16 protein-coding genes and 1 pseudogene are annotated in these 16,735 nt (G+C 58.4%); 10 read left to right on the top strand and 7 right to left on the bottom strand.

The features are described from left to right. Nucleotides 1-47: 47 nt before the first annotated feature. Entirely contained in the window at nt 48-848 is an 801-nt protein-coding gene (locus AO065_RS13545) for a DUF6694 family lipoprotein (protein WP_004883241.1), read from the top strand. 97 nt (nt 849-945) lie between these two features. Here the strand turns inward: AO065_RS13545 and AO065_RS13540 are convergent, their stop codons facing one another. Together AO065_RS13540 and gmd are read right to left on the bottom strand one after the other, a co-directional pair. Continuing rightward, entirely contained in the window at nt 946-1,842 is an 897-nt protein-coding gene (locus AO065_RS13540) for a GDP-mannose 4,6-dehydratase (RefSeq protein WP_004883243.1), read from the bottom strand. Further along, the gene (gmd, locus tag AO065_RS13535) at nt 1,842-2,873 is read right to left on the bottom strand and encodes a GDP-mannose 4,6-dehydratase (RefSeq protein WP_004883246.1); all 1,032 of its coding nucleotides are present in this window, start codon (nt 2,871-2,873) and stop codon (nt 1,842-1,844) included. The genes AO065_RS13540 and gmd overlap by 1 nt, the downstream gene beginning before the upstream one ends. A 262-nt stretch (nt 2,874-3,135) precedes the next feature. Between gmd and AO065_RS27830 the strand changes: the two are divergent. Further along, nucleotides 3,136-3,861: pseudogene (locus AO065_RS27830) on the top strand (PAS domain-containing protein); the annotation flags it as partial. A gap of 30 nt (nt 3,862-3,891) precedes the next feature. Continuing rightward, on the top strand, nt 3,892-4,449 hold the full coding sequence (locus AO065_RS27825) for a methyl-accepting chemotaxis protein (RefSeq protein WP_374729072.1): 558 nt from the start codon (nt 3,892-3,894) through the stop codon (nt 4,447-4,449). 46 nt (nt 4,450-4,495) lie between these two features. Here the strand turns inward: AO065_RS27825 and AO065_RS13525 are convergent, their stop codons facing one another. Both AO065_RS13525 and AO065_RS13520 read right to left on the bottom strand, forming a co-directional pair. Then, the gene (locus tag AO065_RS13525; protein WP_004883250.1) at nt 4,496-6,067 is read right to left on the bottom strand and encodes an alkaline phosphatase D family protein; all 1,572 of its coding nucleotides are present in this window, start codon (nt 6,065-6,067) and stop codon (nt 4,496-4,498) included. After that, nucleotides 6,060-6,623 carry a GNAT family N-acetyltransferase gene (locus AO065_RS13520; protein ID WP_004883252.1) on the bottom strand — a complete coding sequence of 188 codons (564 nt, stop codon included), beginning with the start codon at nt 6,621-6,623 and terminating at the stop codon, nt 6,060-6,062. Before AO065_RS13520 ends, AO065_RS13525 begins: the two co-directional genes overlap by 8 nt. Before the next feature lie 186 nt (nt 6,624-6,809). Here AO065_RS13520 and AO065_RS13515 point away from each other — a divergent pair, with 186 nt between their 5' ends. The 5 genes from AO065_RS13515 to AO065_RS13495 all read left to right on the top strand — a co-directional run bounded on the left by AO065_RS13515 (nt 6,810) and on the right by AO065_RS13495 (nt 12,269). Further along, entirely contained in the window at nt 6,810-7,217 is a 408-nt protein-coding gene (locus AO065_RS13515) for an ExbD/TolR family protein (RefSeq protein WP_003380333.1), read from the top strand. Between the two features lies 1 nt (nt 7,218). After that, nucleotides 7,219-7,983, top strand: coding sequence for an energy transducer TonB family protein (locus tag AO065_RS13510; RefSeq protein ID WP_004883256.1), 765 nt, complete (start codon nt 7,219-7,221; stop codon nt 7,981-7,983). A 20-nt stretch (nt 7,984-8,003) separates the two neighbouring features. Next, nucleotides 8,004-10,283: a TonB-dependent receptor gene (locus tag AO065_RS13505; protein WP_004883257.1), complete on the top strand. Its 2,280-nt coding sequence runs from the start codon at nt 8,004-8,006 to the stop codon at nt 10,281-10,283. Between the two features lie 25 nt (nt 10,284-10,308). Beyond that, a complete protein-coding gene (locus AO065_RS13500; protein WP_004883259.1) occupies nt 10,309-10,959 on the top strand; it encodes a MotA/TolQ/ExbB proton channel family protein in 651 nt (216 codons plus the stop codon). 89 nt (nt 10,960-11,048) lie between these two features. Then, complete coding sequence (locus AO065_RS13495) at nt 11,049-12,269, top strand: phospholipase D-like domain-containing protein (protein WP_050562176.1); 1,221 nt, start codon at nt 11,049-11,051, stop codon at nt 12,267-12,269. 75 nt (nt 12,270-12,344) lie between these two features. On the opposite strand, the gene AO065_RS13490 is transcribed toward AO065_RS13495, so the two are convergent. After that, the gene (locus AO065_RS13490; RefSeq protein ID WP_004883263.1) at nt 12,345-12,818 is read right to left on the bottom strand and encodes a Dps family protein; all 474 of its coding nucleotides are present in this window, start codon (nt 12,816-12,818) and stop codon (nt 12,345-12,347) included. A gap of 219 nt (nt 12,819-13,037) precedes the next feature. Between AO065_RS13490 and mltA the strand changes: the two genes are divergently transcribed. Continuing rightward, entirely contained in the window at nt 13,038-14,201 is a 1,164-nt protein-coding gene (gene mltA / locus AO065_RS13485; RefSeq protein WP_004883264.1) for a murein transglycosylase A, read from the top strand. A 294-nt stretch (nt 14,202-14,495) separates the two neighbouring features. Here the strand turns inward: mltA and AO065_RS13480 are convergent, their stop codons facing one another. Then, a complete protein-coding gene (locus AO065_RS13480; RefSeq protein WP_004883266.1) occupies nt 14,496-14,969 on the bottom strand; it encodes an RES family NAD+ phosphorylase in 474 nt (157 codons plus the stop codon). Beyond that, nucleotides 14,966-15,415 (bottom strand): type II RES/Xre toxin-antitoxin system antitoxin, encoded by a 450-nt coding sequence (gene parS, locus AO065_RS13475; RefSeq protein ID WP_004883269.1) that lies wholly within the window; start codon nt 15,413-15,415, stop codon nt 14,966-14,968. The genes AO065_RS13480 and parS overlap by 4 nt, the downstream gene beginning before the upstream one ends. 312 nt (nt 15,416-15,727) lie before the next feature. Here parS and AO065_RS13470 point away from each other — a divergent pair, with 312 nt between their 5' ends. Further along, complete coding sequence (locus AO065_RS13470; RefSeq protein ID WP_004883271.1) at nt 15,728-16,735, top strand: response regulator; 1,008 nt, start codon at nt 15,728-15,730, stop codon at nt 16,733-16,735.

Here is a 16,735-nt window from a genome sequence, read left to right as displayed (position 1 = left end):
TGCCATCGTTTTGATATTCTGATTGCTTATAACAGGAGGCAACACTTATGCGCAGGGCAGCTGTACTACTTTTATCTGCAATCATTTTGACCGGCTGTGGAAAGCCAAAGCTGGATGGAAGCTCGAACGAAGCGCTGCAAAAGTCGATTGTAAAAGTCGTGGCAGGCATGTCGGACGAAGAGAAAAATCAGTTCAAGGAGAATTTCTCGGTCGTTGCGATGACCAATCTGGACTTGAGAGCGATATTCGCCGGGCAGACCACGACCGAGTTATCCAAGCTGAACCTGTTGTCCAGTCTCGACGGAAAGACGGCTGATGAAATCGGTGTCGAGGCGAACAGGATTTTGCTTGAGCGTGCGCAGAAGCAGCACGACGAAGCGGTCGCCGAGATAAACGCGCTGATGGAAAAACAGAAGAACGCCCAGATCGCCAAGAATTACCTGTCGAAGTTCAGCGTTACCAAGTCGGCCTTCTACATGAAGAAAGACAAGTACTATGTGAAGCCGTACATCGACCTGTCCGTTACCAACGGCACCGACAAGGCGATCTCACGTGTGTATTTCATCGGCACTATTGCCTCCCCCGACCGCCCGGTGCCTTGGTTTACCGAGCGCTTCAATTACGAGATCAGTGGCGGCCTGCAGCCAGGTGAAAGCGCGAACTGGACATTGGAAATGAACATGTTCAGCGACTGGGCCAAGATTCAGGCACCAGCTGGCGCTTACTTTACCGTCGAGGCTTACAGAATCGATGGTGCTGACAAACAGCCGATCTACAACGCATCCGGTTTGACTGAGAAGGAACGCAATCGACTGCAGGACCTGCGGTCCAGGTTTGCAGCGAAATGATGTGATTGGTAAAACCCGCGTCTGCGGGTTTTACAGGGCCTGATTGACAGAGTCAGCACTGCATATTTCGAACAGGCCTGTTCAGCTCCGCAGCACTTCAGCGGGCAGACAACATCCACTCCAGTGTTTCGCGCAGGTGCGGTGTACTCCATCCCGGCACTGATCGCTTGAGTTGGACGTTGCACCCACACAAGGTTTTCACTTCATTGTCGCGAACGAAATCAGGGTTCACGCGAACCTCGATTTCATGCCCGGTGATTTCCTGGCACATCTCGATCACCTCACGCAGCGAGTGGGTCACACCCGAGCACACGTTGAGGGTCTTCCCCAAAGGCCGGGCTTCCAGCAAACCTCGATAGGCGCTGGTGACTGCGCGTACATCACTGAAATCCCGCCATACGTCCAGGTTGCCCAGTTCGATCGTGCTTTCTCTTCGTGTGAAGTGGGACACGATCTTGGGTAGCAGGAAGTTTTCGGCCTGCCCGACCCCGGTGTAATTGAACGGGCGCGTGATCACCAGCGGCAGCCGGGCGTGCCAGAGGCTTGCCATGTACTCCATGGCAAGCTTGCTCACGGCATAGTCGTTGGCAGGCGCAGGAATCGTTGTTTCATCCAGCATGCCGGAGGAAGCATTGCCGTAAACGTTGGCACTGCTGGCGAGCAGGACGCAGTCGGGCGTTTTTCCGCTGGCTTCGATGGCCTCCAGCAGGTTGCGTGTGCCGATCAGGTTCACCTGATAGAACGCTTCCGGTGATCCGTGACCCACGAAGGCCAGCGCAGCGAGGTGGACAACGATATCCGGCTGGATCCCGGCAAGCAGCGCAGTCAGGCCGTTCACATCCAGCAGATCGACCTGATGGTAGTTGTCGCTGTCCGACGGCTGGCTGCCCATGCCCACAACCTCGCAACCCTGGGCTGCGAGTTCGGTGGCCATGAAGCTTCCCGTGAAACCGTGGATGCCCGTTATCAATGCGCGTTTACCGGCGATGCTCATCAGAAGGAAAAACCTTTTTCGTTTCGACGAAGATCCGCTTCAACCATCATGCGGCACAGTTCCTCAAGGTTGGTCTTCGGTTCCCAACCCAGTACTTCACGGGCTTTGGCAGGATTGCCGATCAACAGTTCCACTTCGGTAGGCCGGTAGAACTTCGGATTGACCGACACCAGCACCTTACCGGTGGCCGCATCGATCCCGCGTTCGGACTCGGCTTCACCTTCCCATTGGACTGTGACGCCTGTTGCCTTGAACGCCATGCTCACGAAACTGCGGACGGTTTCGGTACGGTTGGTGGCCAGCACAAAGCTGTCCGGCGTTTCAGCCTGCAGCATCCGCCACATGCCTTCGACGTACTCCTTGGCAAATCCCCAGTCGCGCTTGGCGTCCATGTTGCCCAGCTCGAAGGAGTCCATCAGACCCATGTTTATCTTGGCGACCGAATCAGTGATCTTGCGTGTCACGAACTCACGGCCGCGCAGGGGCGACTCGTGGTTGAACAGAATGCCGCTGGCGCCAAAGATGCCGTAGGACTCACGGTAGTTGATCGTCATCCAGTGCGCGTAGAGCTTGGCGACACCGTAGGGGCTGCGTGGATAGAAGGGTGTGCTTTCGACCTGAGGAATGGACTGGACCTTGCCGAACATCTCGGACGTCGAGGCCTGATAGAAGCGGATTTTCGGATTGACGATCCGGATCGCTTCCAACAGGTTGACCGCGCCAATGCCGGTGATCTGAGCCGTGGTCAGAGGCTGTTCGAATGACACGCCAACAAAACTCTGCGCTGCGAGGTTGTAGATCTCGGTCGCTTCGGTGTTTTGCAGCAAACGGATACTGGCGGACAGGTCGGTCAGGTCGTACTCGACCAGATGGAGATTCGCATCGTGCTGAATCCCGAGTTCCTCTATGCGCCAGAAGTTGACAGAACTGGTCCGGCGATAGGTGCCGTAAACGGTATAGCCTTTCTCAAGGAGCAATTGCGCCAGATAGGCGCCGTCCTGACCCGTGATGCCGGTAATGATTGCTTTCATATGAGGTGTTTGACTCCAGCAAGGAACGTGTATCCCGACGCTTTCGAGGTTGCCTGCGCTTCAAGCGAGGGGGAGTTTCAGGGTGAAAGGCTTGGATACGACGCGCCTAGCCCGGTGGCCATCACGGCCATGCCGGTAGAGGTTAGCCCGAGTCGTGAAAATTTGCCGGGTTCTGAAGCTGCTTCGCATTTCGTACAGAGCGGGCTAATCCCGTCTACGCTTGTGCCGATAACGTCGTACAACCCACACGAACGGTGCAGTCATGTTCAATACCCGCTTGAAAAAGGAATTGCAGGCACAGCAGGCCGAGTTGTCCGTTTATCGGCAGATGCAGAAAGGTATCGACGCACGCATGGTCGGGTTGACTCTGGACGCCAGCAATCGCATTGCTCATGCCAATGACAATTTCCTCAGAATGCTCGGCTATAGCGCCGATCAACTGCTTGGCAGGAATCTGGATGATCTGGTGCCACCCTACGTCAAGCAACTCGACTGCTACCGCAACCTAAAGGCGGCGGTTCAGAAGGGCGAGTCGGTCATCGACAACTATCGCTTTCTGCGTGCCGATGGCAGCCTGGCGTGGATTCGCGCCATGTGGCAACCGGTTCTGGATGACAGCGGCAAGCTGATGAACCTGCAGTGTTACGGCTCGGACATCACGCAGACCGTTGAAACCGCAGCCGAGAACTCGGCGTTCATTCAGGCGTTGCTGCGCTCCACGGCGGTGATCGAGTTCGACCTGAGCGGCCACGTTTTGACAGCCAACGATCAGTTCCTGCGCGGCATGGGTTACAACCTGGCGCAGATCAAGGGCAAGCATCACAGCCTGTTCTGCGATCCGCACGAAGTGAGCCAGGCTTCTTACAAGGATTTCTGGGCGACGCTGAATCGCGGCGAGTTCGTGGCCAGCCGGTTCAAGCGTGTCGACAGCAGTGGCCGTGATGTCTGGCTGGAAGCAACCTACAACCCGGTTCACGATGCCCAGGGCAAGCTCTACAAGATCGTCAAGTTCGCAACCGTGGTGACCGATCAGGTCTCGCGTGAAGAAGACGTCAGCCAGGCAGCGAGCGTGGCCTTCGAGATTTCCCAGCAGACCGATGTCAGCGCCCAGCGCGGCGCAGAGGTGGTGCAGAACACCGTGCAGACAATGCGCAAGATATCTCAGGAGATGGAGTCGGCGTCGTCAGGCATCGAGGCACTGGGCAAGCAGTCGCTGCTGATCAGCTCTATCGTGCAAACCATCGGCGGCATCGCCCAGCAAACCAACCTGCTGGCCCTCAACGCTGCCATCGAAGCCGCCCGCGCCGGCGAGCAGGGCCGTGGCTTTGCGGTGGTGGCGGACGAAGTCAGGCAACTGGCCGGCCGTACCAGCGCCGCAACCGAAGAGATCGTCAGCGTCGTGCAACAGAACCAGGCGCTGGCCGACGAAGCCGTACGCGGCATGGCCAATAGTCGCAGCCAGGCAGAGCAGGGTCTGATGCTGGCCAACGAGGCGGGCTCGGTGATTATCGAGATTCAGGAAGGTGCGAAACAGGTGGTGGGTGCGGTGGGGCGGTTTGCCAATCAGTTGAAGTAATTGGCGCGCCCCTGGACATCGCTCACAGGCAGGAAAACAATCAACCCTAAGCCTGCGCCGCGCCGGTCTTGCCTGCTTCTACCACGAAGCGCTTGAGCGTGGAGACGGTCGCAGCAGGGTTGAGGACGTCGGAAACGACCTGGAAACGGGTCAGCATTTGTTGTTCGCTGAGCTCCACTGACACATAGCCGCGTTGACGACTGTCAAAAAACTTTATGTGCGGGTTAAGTCCAAGAATAGAGTTGAACGCGTCAAACGGAGGTCCGCTGGAAGTCACCGACGTGCCGACGAATTCAGTGGCGACGATCCTGGAGTCCGGGTTGTTGGCGTCGGCATGCAGGTCGGTGGTCCAGAATGAGTGGATATCTCCGCCCCAGAACACCGGGTTACGAGTCTTGTGACGGTCCAGAGACGCGAGCATTCGCTCCCGTGTCGCGATGTAGCCATCCCAGCCGTCGGTCCAGCGTCCCAGTGCCTGGGTATCCGGGTTGCGTTGCGTCAGGGGGGCGACCAGCAAGTCCTGCGCAATGACGTTCCATTGCCCTGCAGAGCGGGCAAAACTGTGGTCCAGCCAGGCTTCCTGTTCCCATCCAAGCATGGTGCGTTTCGGATCGCGCAAGTCCGGGCAGTCGTTACTGACGACACGACCTCTATGGCTGCCGTTGGCCTGGATGCAAGGCTGTTCGGAGCGGTACTGGCGACCGTCCAGTACGTGAAAGCGCGCCAGACGTCCGTAGTCGATATGACGGTAAATACGCATGTCGGCGCCTTTTGGCAGGCTGCTGGCGCGCAAGGGCATGTGTTCGTAAAACGCCTGATAGGCAGCGGCCCTACGACGCAGGAAGCTCTCTGTCGAGACGTTGGGATCCTGCGACCATTGGGCTGCGTAGTCATTTTGTACTTCGTGATCATCCCAGGTCGCAACGCTCGGGGCGCAGGCATGCAGCGCCTGCAGATCCGGGTCGGTCTTGTACTGCGCATAGCGGTTTCGATAACCGGCCAGATCCATCGGCTCGGACGTGACATGGTGCCGTGGAAGGCTGTTTTTTTGCGGGGATATTCCGGATTCGTAGATGTAGTCACCCAGGAAAAACACCAGGTCTGGCCGCTCGTTGGCCAGATGCCTGTAGGCGCTGAAGTAGCCGGCCTCCCAGTGTGAGCAGGAGACGAATCCAAACCGGGCCGTCGGCATGGCGGACAATGGCGGTAACGTACAGGCCTGGCCTGTCGTGCTTTGTGCGCCAAGGCTTTCGAACTGATACCAATAAGGACGTCCTGGCTGCAAACCGCTCACTTCCACATGCACCGAATGCGCAAAGCGCGGCTGGGCCATGGTCTGTCCGGTGCGTACCACCTGGGTCATCGCTGCATCGCTGGCGACTTTCCAACGTACCGCCACCGGTTTGTCCAGACCACCGTCACCCATGGCCGTCGTCACTTGTGGTGCCAGGCGGGTCCAGATCACGAAGCCGTCCGGCAGCGGGTCTCCGGACGCCACGCCCAGAGTGAATGGGTAATCAACACCTGCACTGCGAGCAAACGGGCTGAGGATTGACAGCAGGACAGCGCCGGACACACCCGTAATGATGCGACGACGATCCGGATCGAAATCAGTCATGACGCGGCCCCAGCGATTCATACTGCGAACGCAGCAGCCCGAAAAGCAGCATGTCCTTGAACACGCCGTTTTTCAGGAACACTTCCTTCATCTGGCCTTCATAAGCCAGTCCGCATGCCTGTAACACTTTGGCGCTGGCCAGGTTGTCGCTGAAGCACTGACCCGCGATGCGATTGAGGTTCATGACGTTGAATCCATGGTCCAGCAAACCCTGCGCGGCTTCACGCATGTAGCCTTTGTTGCGGTAGGGAGCACCGGTCCAGTAGCCCAGCCAGGCGCTGCGATGTGGCATGGCCAGCCGCATGGAGACGACACCGACCAACTCTTCGGTTCCCAGATGTACCCCCAGACATAACGCCTTGTGATTGGCGAATTGCTCAGCGCCTTCTGCGATGAAGGCGGTGGCATGTGCAAGCGTGTAAGGGGAGGGCAACATGCCGGTCATGGCGGCAATCACAGGATCATCGGCCAGGTGTGCCAGCGTTGTCGCCTGTTCGGGTCTAAGCGGGGCAAGCAGCAGGCGCGAGGTCTGAATACTGGGCAGCTCGGAGCTCATCTGAGGAATCCGTCGAAGGGAACGCCCGAATGTGCAGCGCTTGCATGTCGATTTCGTGACAGGCGCAAGAACCCTTCAAGTGTCACGAAAACTGCGATTCAGAGCCATGCAATGGTCATCAAAAACTAACCGATCGGACATATTCCGTTGCTAGATTCTCGGCCTCTGACAGAGGCGGAAGACAGCATGAGAACGTGGGACGAACCCAAGAAGCGCAAGGCACACATCGAGCTGATCCCGATGATCGACGTGATGATGTTCCTGTTGGTGTTTTTCGTGCTGGTGAGCTTGAACGTCATCCCGGCATTGGGGATGAAGACTCAGCTGCCCAGTGCCAGTAGTTCTCAGCAGCTCAAACCGCAGAACAAGTCGATTCTCACCTTGGGCCTCAATGGTGAGCTGCAGCTCGATGGCAAGGCCACAACGGTTGACGCCCTGGTGCCCGCCTTGAAGGCACTGGAAAAGCCCGACACCAAAACCACCATCATCGTTAACAGCGACAAGGGCGTTGAAGTGGCGCGGCTGGTCGAGATCATGGATACCCTGCGCCTGGGTGGCTTTACGTCCGTCTCCATCGCCACGCGTAAATCCTGATATGTATGTCCTGTTTCGCATACGGCAATGGCTCGGCGGTCTGCCTGCATTGCTGGCCCTCATCGCGATCGTGATGGGAATGCAGACCCGGCCATTGAAAATGGAACCGGTTTACGACGAGTCTGCTGTGGAACTGGCACTGGTCGAGCCAGAGCCACCTGCGCCGGAGCCAGTCATCCCGCCAGAGATTCAACCGGTTGAGCCTGTTCAGCCTGATGAGCCGCCACTGCCACCCGTGCCTGTGGTTGATAGCGAAGAGGCCGAGCCGCCGCCTCCGCCGCCAAAACCGGTGCCTAAACCCGAGCCGAAACCGAAGCCAGAACCCAAGCCTCGACCCAAACCTGCTCCAGCAGTGGCCAAGCCCGCTGAGCCGGTCCCTGCACCTCGTCAGCCTGTGGTCAGTGCGCCTGTTGCTCCGGTTGCGCCTCCCGCGCCACCGGCACCGCCCAAAGTCGACACGCAGGGGCTGGAGGGCGGCTACCTCAAGGGATTACGCAACGAGCTGGACGGCTACAAACAGTACCCCACCGGACGCCAGGCATCGCTGGAGCGTCCGAGTGGCGAGGTGATCGTCTGGCTGCTGGTTGACCGTCAGGGGCGAGTGCTGGACTCCGGAATTCAGAGTCAGGCCTCCAGCATGCTGCTGAACCGAGCGGCGACCAGCAGTCTTCGACGCATCAAACAGGTCAAGCCATTTCCCGAGCAAGCCTTCGGCGGACGCAGCGAGCAGCGCTTCACCGCTACCTTCAACTACAGCGTGCAGTAGTACTGACAAGGAACAACGTGATGAAGTTTTCCAGAATTCACCTTGCTTTGGTCGCCGCCGGCATGAGCCACGGTATGGTCATGGCTGACACCAGCAGCGACGTCGGCACCATCGGCGTGCAAGGCAAGGCAACTTCAGGCGGCGGTTACATGGTCCAGGAGGACAGTATCAAGGCGCGCTCCACGGTGACCAAGGAAGCGCTCGACAAGCAGACCGCAACAGGCAATGCGATCGACAAGCTCAAATACACCCCTGGCCTGAACATCTCCAGCGAAGACGCCACGGGCCTGTCCGGTTTCCGTTTCACCATGCGCGGTCTCAACTCCGATCAGGTCGGCATGTCGGTCGACGGCATGCCGATCAATGACTCGGGCAACTACGCGCTGTATTCCAACCTGCTGGGCGACCCGGAAAACATCGACCAGATTTTTGTCACCCAAGGCTCTGCCGAGAGTGACGGTCCGCACATCGGTTCCAGTGGCGGCAATATAGGCATTGTGACGATTCGACCGACCAAGGAAACCGGAGCGTTCGTCAAACAGGTGGCAGGCAGCAATGGCACCTATAAGACCTTCGCCAGACTGAATACCGGTGAGGTCAACGGGCTGAGCAACTGGCTTTCGCTGTCCCACACCGAAGGCGAGAAGTGGCGTGGCGACGGCGCGGTGCGTGCCGACAAGGTTGAATGGAACAGCTTTTTCGACATGGGATCAGGCAACACCGCCAACCTGATCCTCAAATACCACGAGCAGGACAACAACAGTTACAGCCAACTCACCAAGGGCCAGTTTCAGCAAGGCGGACGCAAGTTCGATCCGTATCCGTCCACGCCTGCCTTGGGCAGCAACGGCAAACTGTCCAGCTATTACGAGTTGGCGCAGAACCCGTTTCAGACGTTCACTGGTGTGCTCAATACCCAGTTCAAGCTCGCCGACAACCTGTCGCTGTCGGTCATTCCGTATTATTTCTGGGGCAATGGCAGCGGCGTAGCAAGCTCATCCTTCCCGCTCAATCGTGGCTCCAACCAGGGGGGCGTGTTCGACCTGAGCAACCTGCCGACGGCCGCCGCTTACAACGCAGACGGTTCGTCGACTACCGGCGTTTACTACCGGCCGTCACGTACACAGACCTGGCGTCCGGGCATCACCACCAAGCTGAACTGGGATGTCAACGACGAGCATAGCGTGCAGGTCGGCTACTGGTATGAGCGCGCGCGTCAGTTGCAGACCCAGCCATTCATTCGCTTGAAGAGCAACGGCAAACCGCAGAGCATCTGGCCTGATTCGGACTACGTGGTCGATGCCAACGGCAACGAGATTCAGGGCCGTGACCGCTACACCGTGACGCCCGCGCAGAAAGTCTGGGCACAGGACACCTGGTACTTCGCCCCGGACTGGACCCTGATTGGCGGTCTGGCGTACATGAATGTCGAGCGCGAAGGGGATAACCACGGCAGCCTGACAGAACGTCCGGAAAAACGGGACCAGACCTACAACAAGCTGTTGCCCAACGTCGGCCTCAAGTACCAGCTGGATGAGCGCGATCAGTTGTTCTACAGCCTGTCGCGCAACATGCGGGTGCCGCAGAACTACGTGCTTTACGACCAGGGCGCAGGCTCAATCAACAGCAAGCCGGAAACCAGCTGGAACCATGAGCTGGGCTGGCGCTTTACCGATCAGGACATGACGCTGGCGGCGACCCTGTTCTACATGCAGTTCAAGGATCGGCAAGTGTCATCCAAAGACATCAACGGTGATTTTGCAGACATCAACGCCGGTGCAGTGGACAACAGCGGTCTGGAACTGGAATGGAGCGGTCTGCTGCCTCATCACTTCAATTACTACACCTCTTACACCTACACCCGCGCCAAACAGAAAGATGACCTGACGGTGTTCAATAACGGCGCAGCCATCGAGCTGCCTACCAGCGGCAAGCAGTTCGCCAACGTGCCGAAGAACATGCTGGCGGCCAACATCGGTTATGACGACGGCAGCTACTACGGCACTTTCGGCGGCAAGCTCACCAGCAAGCTTTATGGTGACCTGACCAACGACGAAAGCATCCCCGGGCGCGCCATCTTCAACCTTGGCGCCGGTATCTACCTGCCCGTGGACAAGAAAATCGTCAAGGACGCGACCTTGCGCCTGAACGTCGACAACCTGTTCGACAAGGAATATCTGGACGGCGTGTACACCACCAAGACCAACGCGGCGACCTACAGCGGTTTCCGCGATGGCGACCCGGCTTACATCGTCGGTGTCGAGCGTACGGTTACCGTCTCTCTCGAAGCCAACTTTTAACTGTCACTGATCCGAGGTCTGCGTCATGGATATGAATCAGCTTCACGACATCACGTTTTATGTGATGTACGCCGCTATCGCGATAGCGATTTTCGTCGCCATCGAGCGAGGTATCTACTTTGCCTATGTACGCCGTCAGGCTCGCGATCTGCAGGCGGCGCTCAGCACATCCGTGCACGGTGAAAAAGACTTGCCCGAAGCGCTGACGCGCAGGCCCGGTCTGCCGCTGGAAATGGTCCTTCCGGTTCTGGCGCAGAAAAGTGCGCAGGGGTCTCGCAGGGATCTGGATGATGTCATCGAAACCCAGTACCTGAGCACCCGTGCACCGCTGTCCCGCAGCCTGTGGCTCATTGAAACCATTACCACGGCGGCCCCATTGCTGGGGCTTCTGGGAACCATTCTGGGGATCATCGACACGTTCAAGGCTCTGGCCAGTGCCGGTGTGTCGGACCCTGGGCAGATTTCTGCCGGTATCGGTACGGCCCTTTACGCCACAGGACTGGGTATCGCCATTGCGCTTTTCTGCGTGGTCTTTCACAACTTCTTCCAGAACAGCCTTGAGCGCATCAACGATCAGCTCAAAATTCTGCTGATCCGTGCCTCCAGTGGTGCGCGGGTTCAGGACGAAACGGTGCATCCGGTCACTGCAGCCCCATTGAACTTCCGGACGGCCTGATCGGCACCCGACGCATGTCTGTGACGCGCGTCGGTGCATCTGGTCTCTGCGACGAGATTCCCATGGTTTCCAATCTTTCGTTTAGCTGTATGCCTCTGCGTCAGTTCGGTCTGACTGTCGCGTTCTGGTTAATGAGTTCGGTTGCTCATGCCGGGTTTGCTATCCAGGGCTTCGAGCTGGTCCATACCGTTCCGGTCGGCACCGATCTTCAGACCGCTGATCTGCGAGCGCCCGGCGAAGTCTGGCGCGAGCTGTTCGATGGTGCCCGGGAGCGCATCGACATCGAGCAGTTCTATGTTGCCGATCAAGCTGGCTCAGTCATGGATAAGGTGATTGAAAGCCTTGGCGCTGCCGGTCAGCGTGGGGTGCAGATACGCTTTCTTCTCGAGGAGAAAGGTCTGAAGCTTTCAGATCCAAATACGCTTGAGCGGTTGCGCAGCATTCCAAACCTCACGCTGCAGGTTCTGCCGTACGCCAGACTGACCGGTAGCGGCATCATCCACGCCAAATTTTTTGTCGTGGACGGCCAACAGGCGTTTATAGGCAGTCAAAACTTCGACTGGCGCTCGCTCGAACACATTCATGAAACCGGTCTGCGAATAGATGAGCCGGGTGTAGTGCGGCAGGTGCAGGCCATATTCGATCAGGACTGGCGCGCCCAGGCGGCCCTCGCCGAAGGTAAGCCTGCGCCGATACCAGAATCAGGACCAGGACCAGCGGCCTCGGCTGTCGGCAATTATCTGGTTGCCAGCCCGCAACGCTACAATCCGCCGGGGGTTATCGATTCGCAGGTCGAGCTTCCGCGTCTGCTGGCAGCAGCAAGGCGAGAGGTGCGTGTGCAACTGCTGGACTACGCGCCCTTGTCATACGGGCCAGACAAGGCTCGGCCGTATTACGCTGTGATCGACAACGCTATCCGCAGCGCTGCAGCCCGAGGCGTCTCAATCAAACTGATGGTTTCGGACTGGAACACCGGCATGCCGGAGGTCGCGTACCTGAAGAGTCTGGCACTGGTGCCGAACGTGCAGGTACGAGTCGTGACGCTGCCGGTCGCCGCGCAAGGCTTCATTCCCTATGCGAGGGTGATCCACAGCAAGACCATGGACATCGATGATCAGGTCGCCTGGGTGGGAACCAGTAACTGGCTCGGCGGCTATCTCGATAACTCGCGAAATCTGGAGGTGGTGATGCACGACAGCAGCATGGCCAGCAGGATAGGCGCGTTGCACCGTCAGCTATGGGACAGCCCTTACGCCAGTCCTCTGGAGATAGGTCGCGACTACCCTGAGCCGCATCCCGGCCAGCCGTGAAGTCATGCAACGTGTGAGGTACGGCAAAAAAGCGTCTGGCATTCCCTCAATAGGCGGGTGCCAGACGCTCAGTCATCAATTCCCTTCCAGCAACGTACGCAACATCCACGCAGCCTTTTCATGCACCTGCATTCGCTGGGTCAACAGGTCGGCGGTGGGTTCGTCGCTGACTTTTTCCAATAGCGGAAACAGACCGCGTGCGGTGCGGACCACGGCTTCCTGACCTTCCACCAGTTGCCTGATCATCTCGGCAGCATCAGGCACGCCCGGTTCTTCCTTGATCGACGACAAACGAGCGTAGGTCGAATAGGTGCCTGGAGCCGGGAAGCCCAGTGCGCGGATACGTTCGGCGATGGAATCCACTGCGGTCGCCAGTTCGGTGTACTGCTCTTCGAACAGCAGGTGCAGGGTGCGGAACATCGGACCGGTGACGTTCCAGTGGAAGTTGTGGGTTTTCAGGTACAGCACATAGGTGTCGGAAAGCAGGTGTGACAGGCCGTCGACGATCTGTTGGCGGTCCTGCTCGTTGATGCCGATTTCAATACGCATATCAGTCCTCAAGGGTCGGATGTATTCAAAAGTTGGATTCATTCTAGAAAGTGCGGATCGTCAGCGGAAATCACTGTTGGCAATGGCAATCATCTACACAACCTATGAGATGAAGGATTCGTATAACTGTCGATCGGGCTCTAGGTCACAGCGCCCGCCTGGGCCACAATGGCGTTTTTTCAACTCAAGCCTGATGCGGCTGTACAAGGATTCGCGCTGATGACGTTCTCTTTCAAACCCTGGCACCGGCGCCTGGCGCTGGTCCTGCCGCTGGCAGTGATGCTGGCTGCGTGTGACAAGTCCGACAAGCCGACCACTGCGCCGAAACCGCCTCACACCACGTATGCTCAGGCCGGTTGGGAAGCGCTGCCCGCAGTGTCCGATGCTGATCTGCAGGCCGGTTTCACCTCATGGCGCAGCGCATGCACCCGCTTGAAAGCCGACGCCGTCTGGGGACCGACCTGTGCGGCCGCAGCCGGTCTGGAGCCTGCGCCGAGTGCCGAGCAGATCCAGACATTTCTGCACGACCAGTTGCAGGTCTACAGCCTGCGGGCTGACAACGGCAGCGCCGACGGTCTGATTACGGGTTATTACGAGCCTGTCTACCCTGGCAGCCTGACTCAGACTGAAGCGGCGAACGTGCCTGTGTATGGCGTCCCGGATGATCTGATCGTGGTCAACCTGGACAGTGTCTATCCCGAACTCAAGGGCAAGCGCCTGCGCGGTCGTCTGGAAGGCCGGGTGCTCAAGCCGTATGACGATGCCGCCACTATTGGCGCCAAGGGCCTGAATGCGCCGGTTGTCGCTTGGCTGACTGATCCAATGGACCTGCAGTTTCTGCAGATCCAGGGCTCGGGCCGCGTGCGTCTGGACGATGGTTCGCAAGTGCGTCTGGCTTACGCCGATCAGAACGGTCGGCCGTATCGGGCCATTGGACGCTGGCTGGTCGAGCAGGGTCAGTTGAAGAAGGAGGAGGTCACCATGGGCGCCATCTCCGGTTGGGCCAAGGCCAATCCTCAGCGCGTTCCCGAGCTGCTTGCGAGCAACCCCAGCTATGTGTTCTTTGGCCGTAATCCTGACAGCAACGAAGGCCCGCGCGGTTCGCTCAATGTGCCGCTGACGGCTGGCTACAGCGTGGCGATTGATCGCAAGGTGATTCCACTGGGCAGCCTGTTGTGGCTGTCGACCACTAGACCTGACGGCAGCAGCATCGTGCGGCCGGTGGCGGCTCAGGACACCGGCGGCGCCATCGCGGGCGAAGTGCGCGCCGACCTGTTCTGGGGAACGGGTGAAGAAGCAGGCAAGCTGGCCGGTGACATGAAGCAGAAGGGCAATATCTGGCTGCTGTGGCCGAAGAACATGCCGCTGCCAGTTACTGAGTGAGGTTTGCTGGATAAGAGAGAGGCACGTGTCTCCGACATCACGCTGTCGCGCCGCAAACACCGGGCGTCGTGGGAGCGGACTTGTCCGCGAAAAGGCCGGTACATCCGACGCGTATGCAGTGGCTGAAACGCTGCATTCGCGGACAAGTCCGCTCCCACCGAGTTTGATGCGCGACAGCGCTCCGTCGAAGACGTAGTGGCGCCTCCCACAAAAACGTGTGCCTTCAGCGAATTACGTATTATTTGGTAAAAGTCGGCGCAGTCGCTGTTTGCTGTCAGACCGCGCCTGCCTTCGTCAGGTCGTGATTCGACCCAAACGCGCATCCACTGCAAAATCCAGGTCCCGTGCTGTCGCCACGACAGTTGCGAACGCCGGATGCCGCACGTTGAGCAGGTAGTTGGATTCTCGCGGAATGATCACGCTGGGCACTGCCAGCGCCAGGCTGTCACTGGACGCCAGCCAGGCATCGCCGAACAACGCGGTAGCGGGTGGCGCCGGTTCCTCGCGCCAGTCGGGCGGCAGGGTGTCGAGGCGCGCATTTAGGATGTGTTCTTCAGCGATCTGCAGTTCAAGCATTGCGTAATGTTGCGCCACTGCGGCATTGCCCAAGTGAACCAGTACTTCCAGCAACGCCAGTGACTCGCTGCCCGCGCAATACACGCAGGCATTGCCCTTGCTGTTCCAGCGCCCTCCATAGAGTTTTGCGCCTTCGCCGTCGAATGCCTGGGCCAGCCATTTGCGCTTGACCAGACGATAGACAGGAATCAAGCCACGACCCCGTGTTCCAGGCGACCGATCAGGTCGAGCACGGCCTGGGCTTCGGCAGATGTTGCAAGCATTTCCAGAGGGCGACGATTGCCCAGTCCATGGACCGGGTTGGCCAGCCAGAGGCGAGTGGCTTCGGTATCGTCCTCGAACAGATCCAGCGTCGCCTTGTACACCGCCGCCAGGCGAAACAGACGATCACTTTCTTCTGAATTGAACTGCCGCACCTTCAACCGACGTTGCAACGTCGCGGGCGCAATGCCCAGATGCTCGGCCAGGGTCGAGCGGTTGAGGTCGGTGTATTGCGCCAGACGTTCGAAGATTTCATAGGGCAGTCCATTGCGCAGCGCCGTGTACAGGCTGTCGCCGCGCGGCGGAATGCCCAGCTTTTGCCAGAAATCCTGCTTCTGGATCATTGCCGGATGATAGTCGCGTATGGCGAGAGACATGATTCACCTCTACTATCGAATGATTATTTGCAAATCTATCATTTGATCATAGGGCCATTCCGACCGAAGTGACAGGCATCCGGAAAAAAATACTGGCGGCAGGCCAATCCTGACAACGATTGTACGTGACGGCTTATGAAACTCTTCTAGTATGACAACGTGTCACGTCGAGATGTGGCGGGAGTGATGTCTATATGATATCTATCATGAAGCAAGTCTTGCAGTCAGTTGATCTGTAGTCGTTTTAGCCCTGTTGCCGTACCGATGCTATCTGCCTCTGGCAGCCTGATTTTTTGCAGTGAGAACTACACGATGTCCACTCTTGCGCTATTGATATGCGACGACTCCAACATGGCGCGAAAGCAGTTGATGCGGGCCTTGCCTGCTGACTGGGATGTGTCGGTAACGATGGCGACCCAAGGTCAGGAAGGCCTGGAGGCGATCCGCAGCGGCCTGGGCAAGGTCGTGCTGCTGGACCTGACCATGCCGGTCATGGACGGTTACCAGACACTGGCGGCGATTCGTGAAGAACACCTGGACGCCAAGGTTATCGTGGTCTCCGGAGACGTGCAGGATGAGGCCGTACGCCGTGTCATGGAACTGGGCGCGCTGGCCTTCCTGAAAAAGCCGGCCGACCCGGACGAACTCAAAAACACGCTCGAACGCCTTGGCCTGCTGGGCAAGCCTTCGGCGCTGCCTGCCACTGTGGCCACGCAGCACACGGCGGGGCAGGGCATCATCAGTTTTCAGGATGCATTCCGCGAAACCGTCAACGTCGCCATGGGCCGGGCCGCTGCTTTGCTGGCCAAGGTGCTGGGCGTGTTTGTGCAATTGCCGGTGCCGAACGTGAACATGCTTGAAGTGGGCGAGTTGCACATGGCGCTCGCCGATGCACACAGTGATCAGCGCCTGACTGCAGTCTGTCAGGGCTACATCGGTGGCGGTATCGCCGGTGAAGCGCTGTTGATCTTCCACGACTCTGAAATTTCCGGCGTGTCGAAGCTGATGGGCGGCAACTCCCCCGATTCTTCCGACATGGAAATGCTTCTGGACCTGTCTACGATCCTGATCGGTGCCTGCCTGAGCGGGATTGCCGAGCAGATCGATATCGCCTTCTCGCAAGGCCATCCGCAGTTGTTGGGTGCCCAGGGCGGCATCGACGAGTTGATCCGCATCAACAGCCAGCGCTGGAAAAAGACTCTGGCGGTGGAGATCAGCTACAGCGTCGAAGGCCACAACATTCATTTTGATCTGCTGATGCTGTTCACCGAAGATTCGGTCGATCTGCTGACCAAAAAACTTGCCTACCTGATGAGCTGA

It is taken from the genome of Pseudomonas viridiflava (genome assembly GCF_001642795.1).
Classification (GTDB): domain Bacteria; phylum Pseudomonadota; class Gammaproteobacteria; order Pseudomonadales; family Pseudomonadaceae; genus Aquipseudomonas; species Aquipseudomonas viridiflava.
This window is presented reverse-complemented; position numbering and strand designations above follow the sequence as displayed.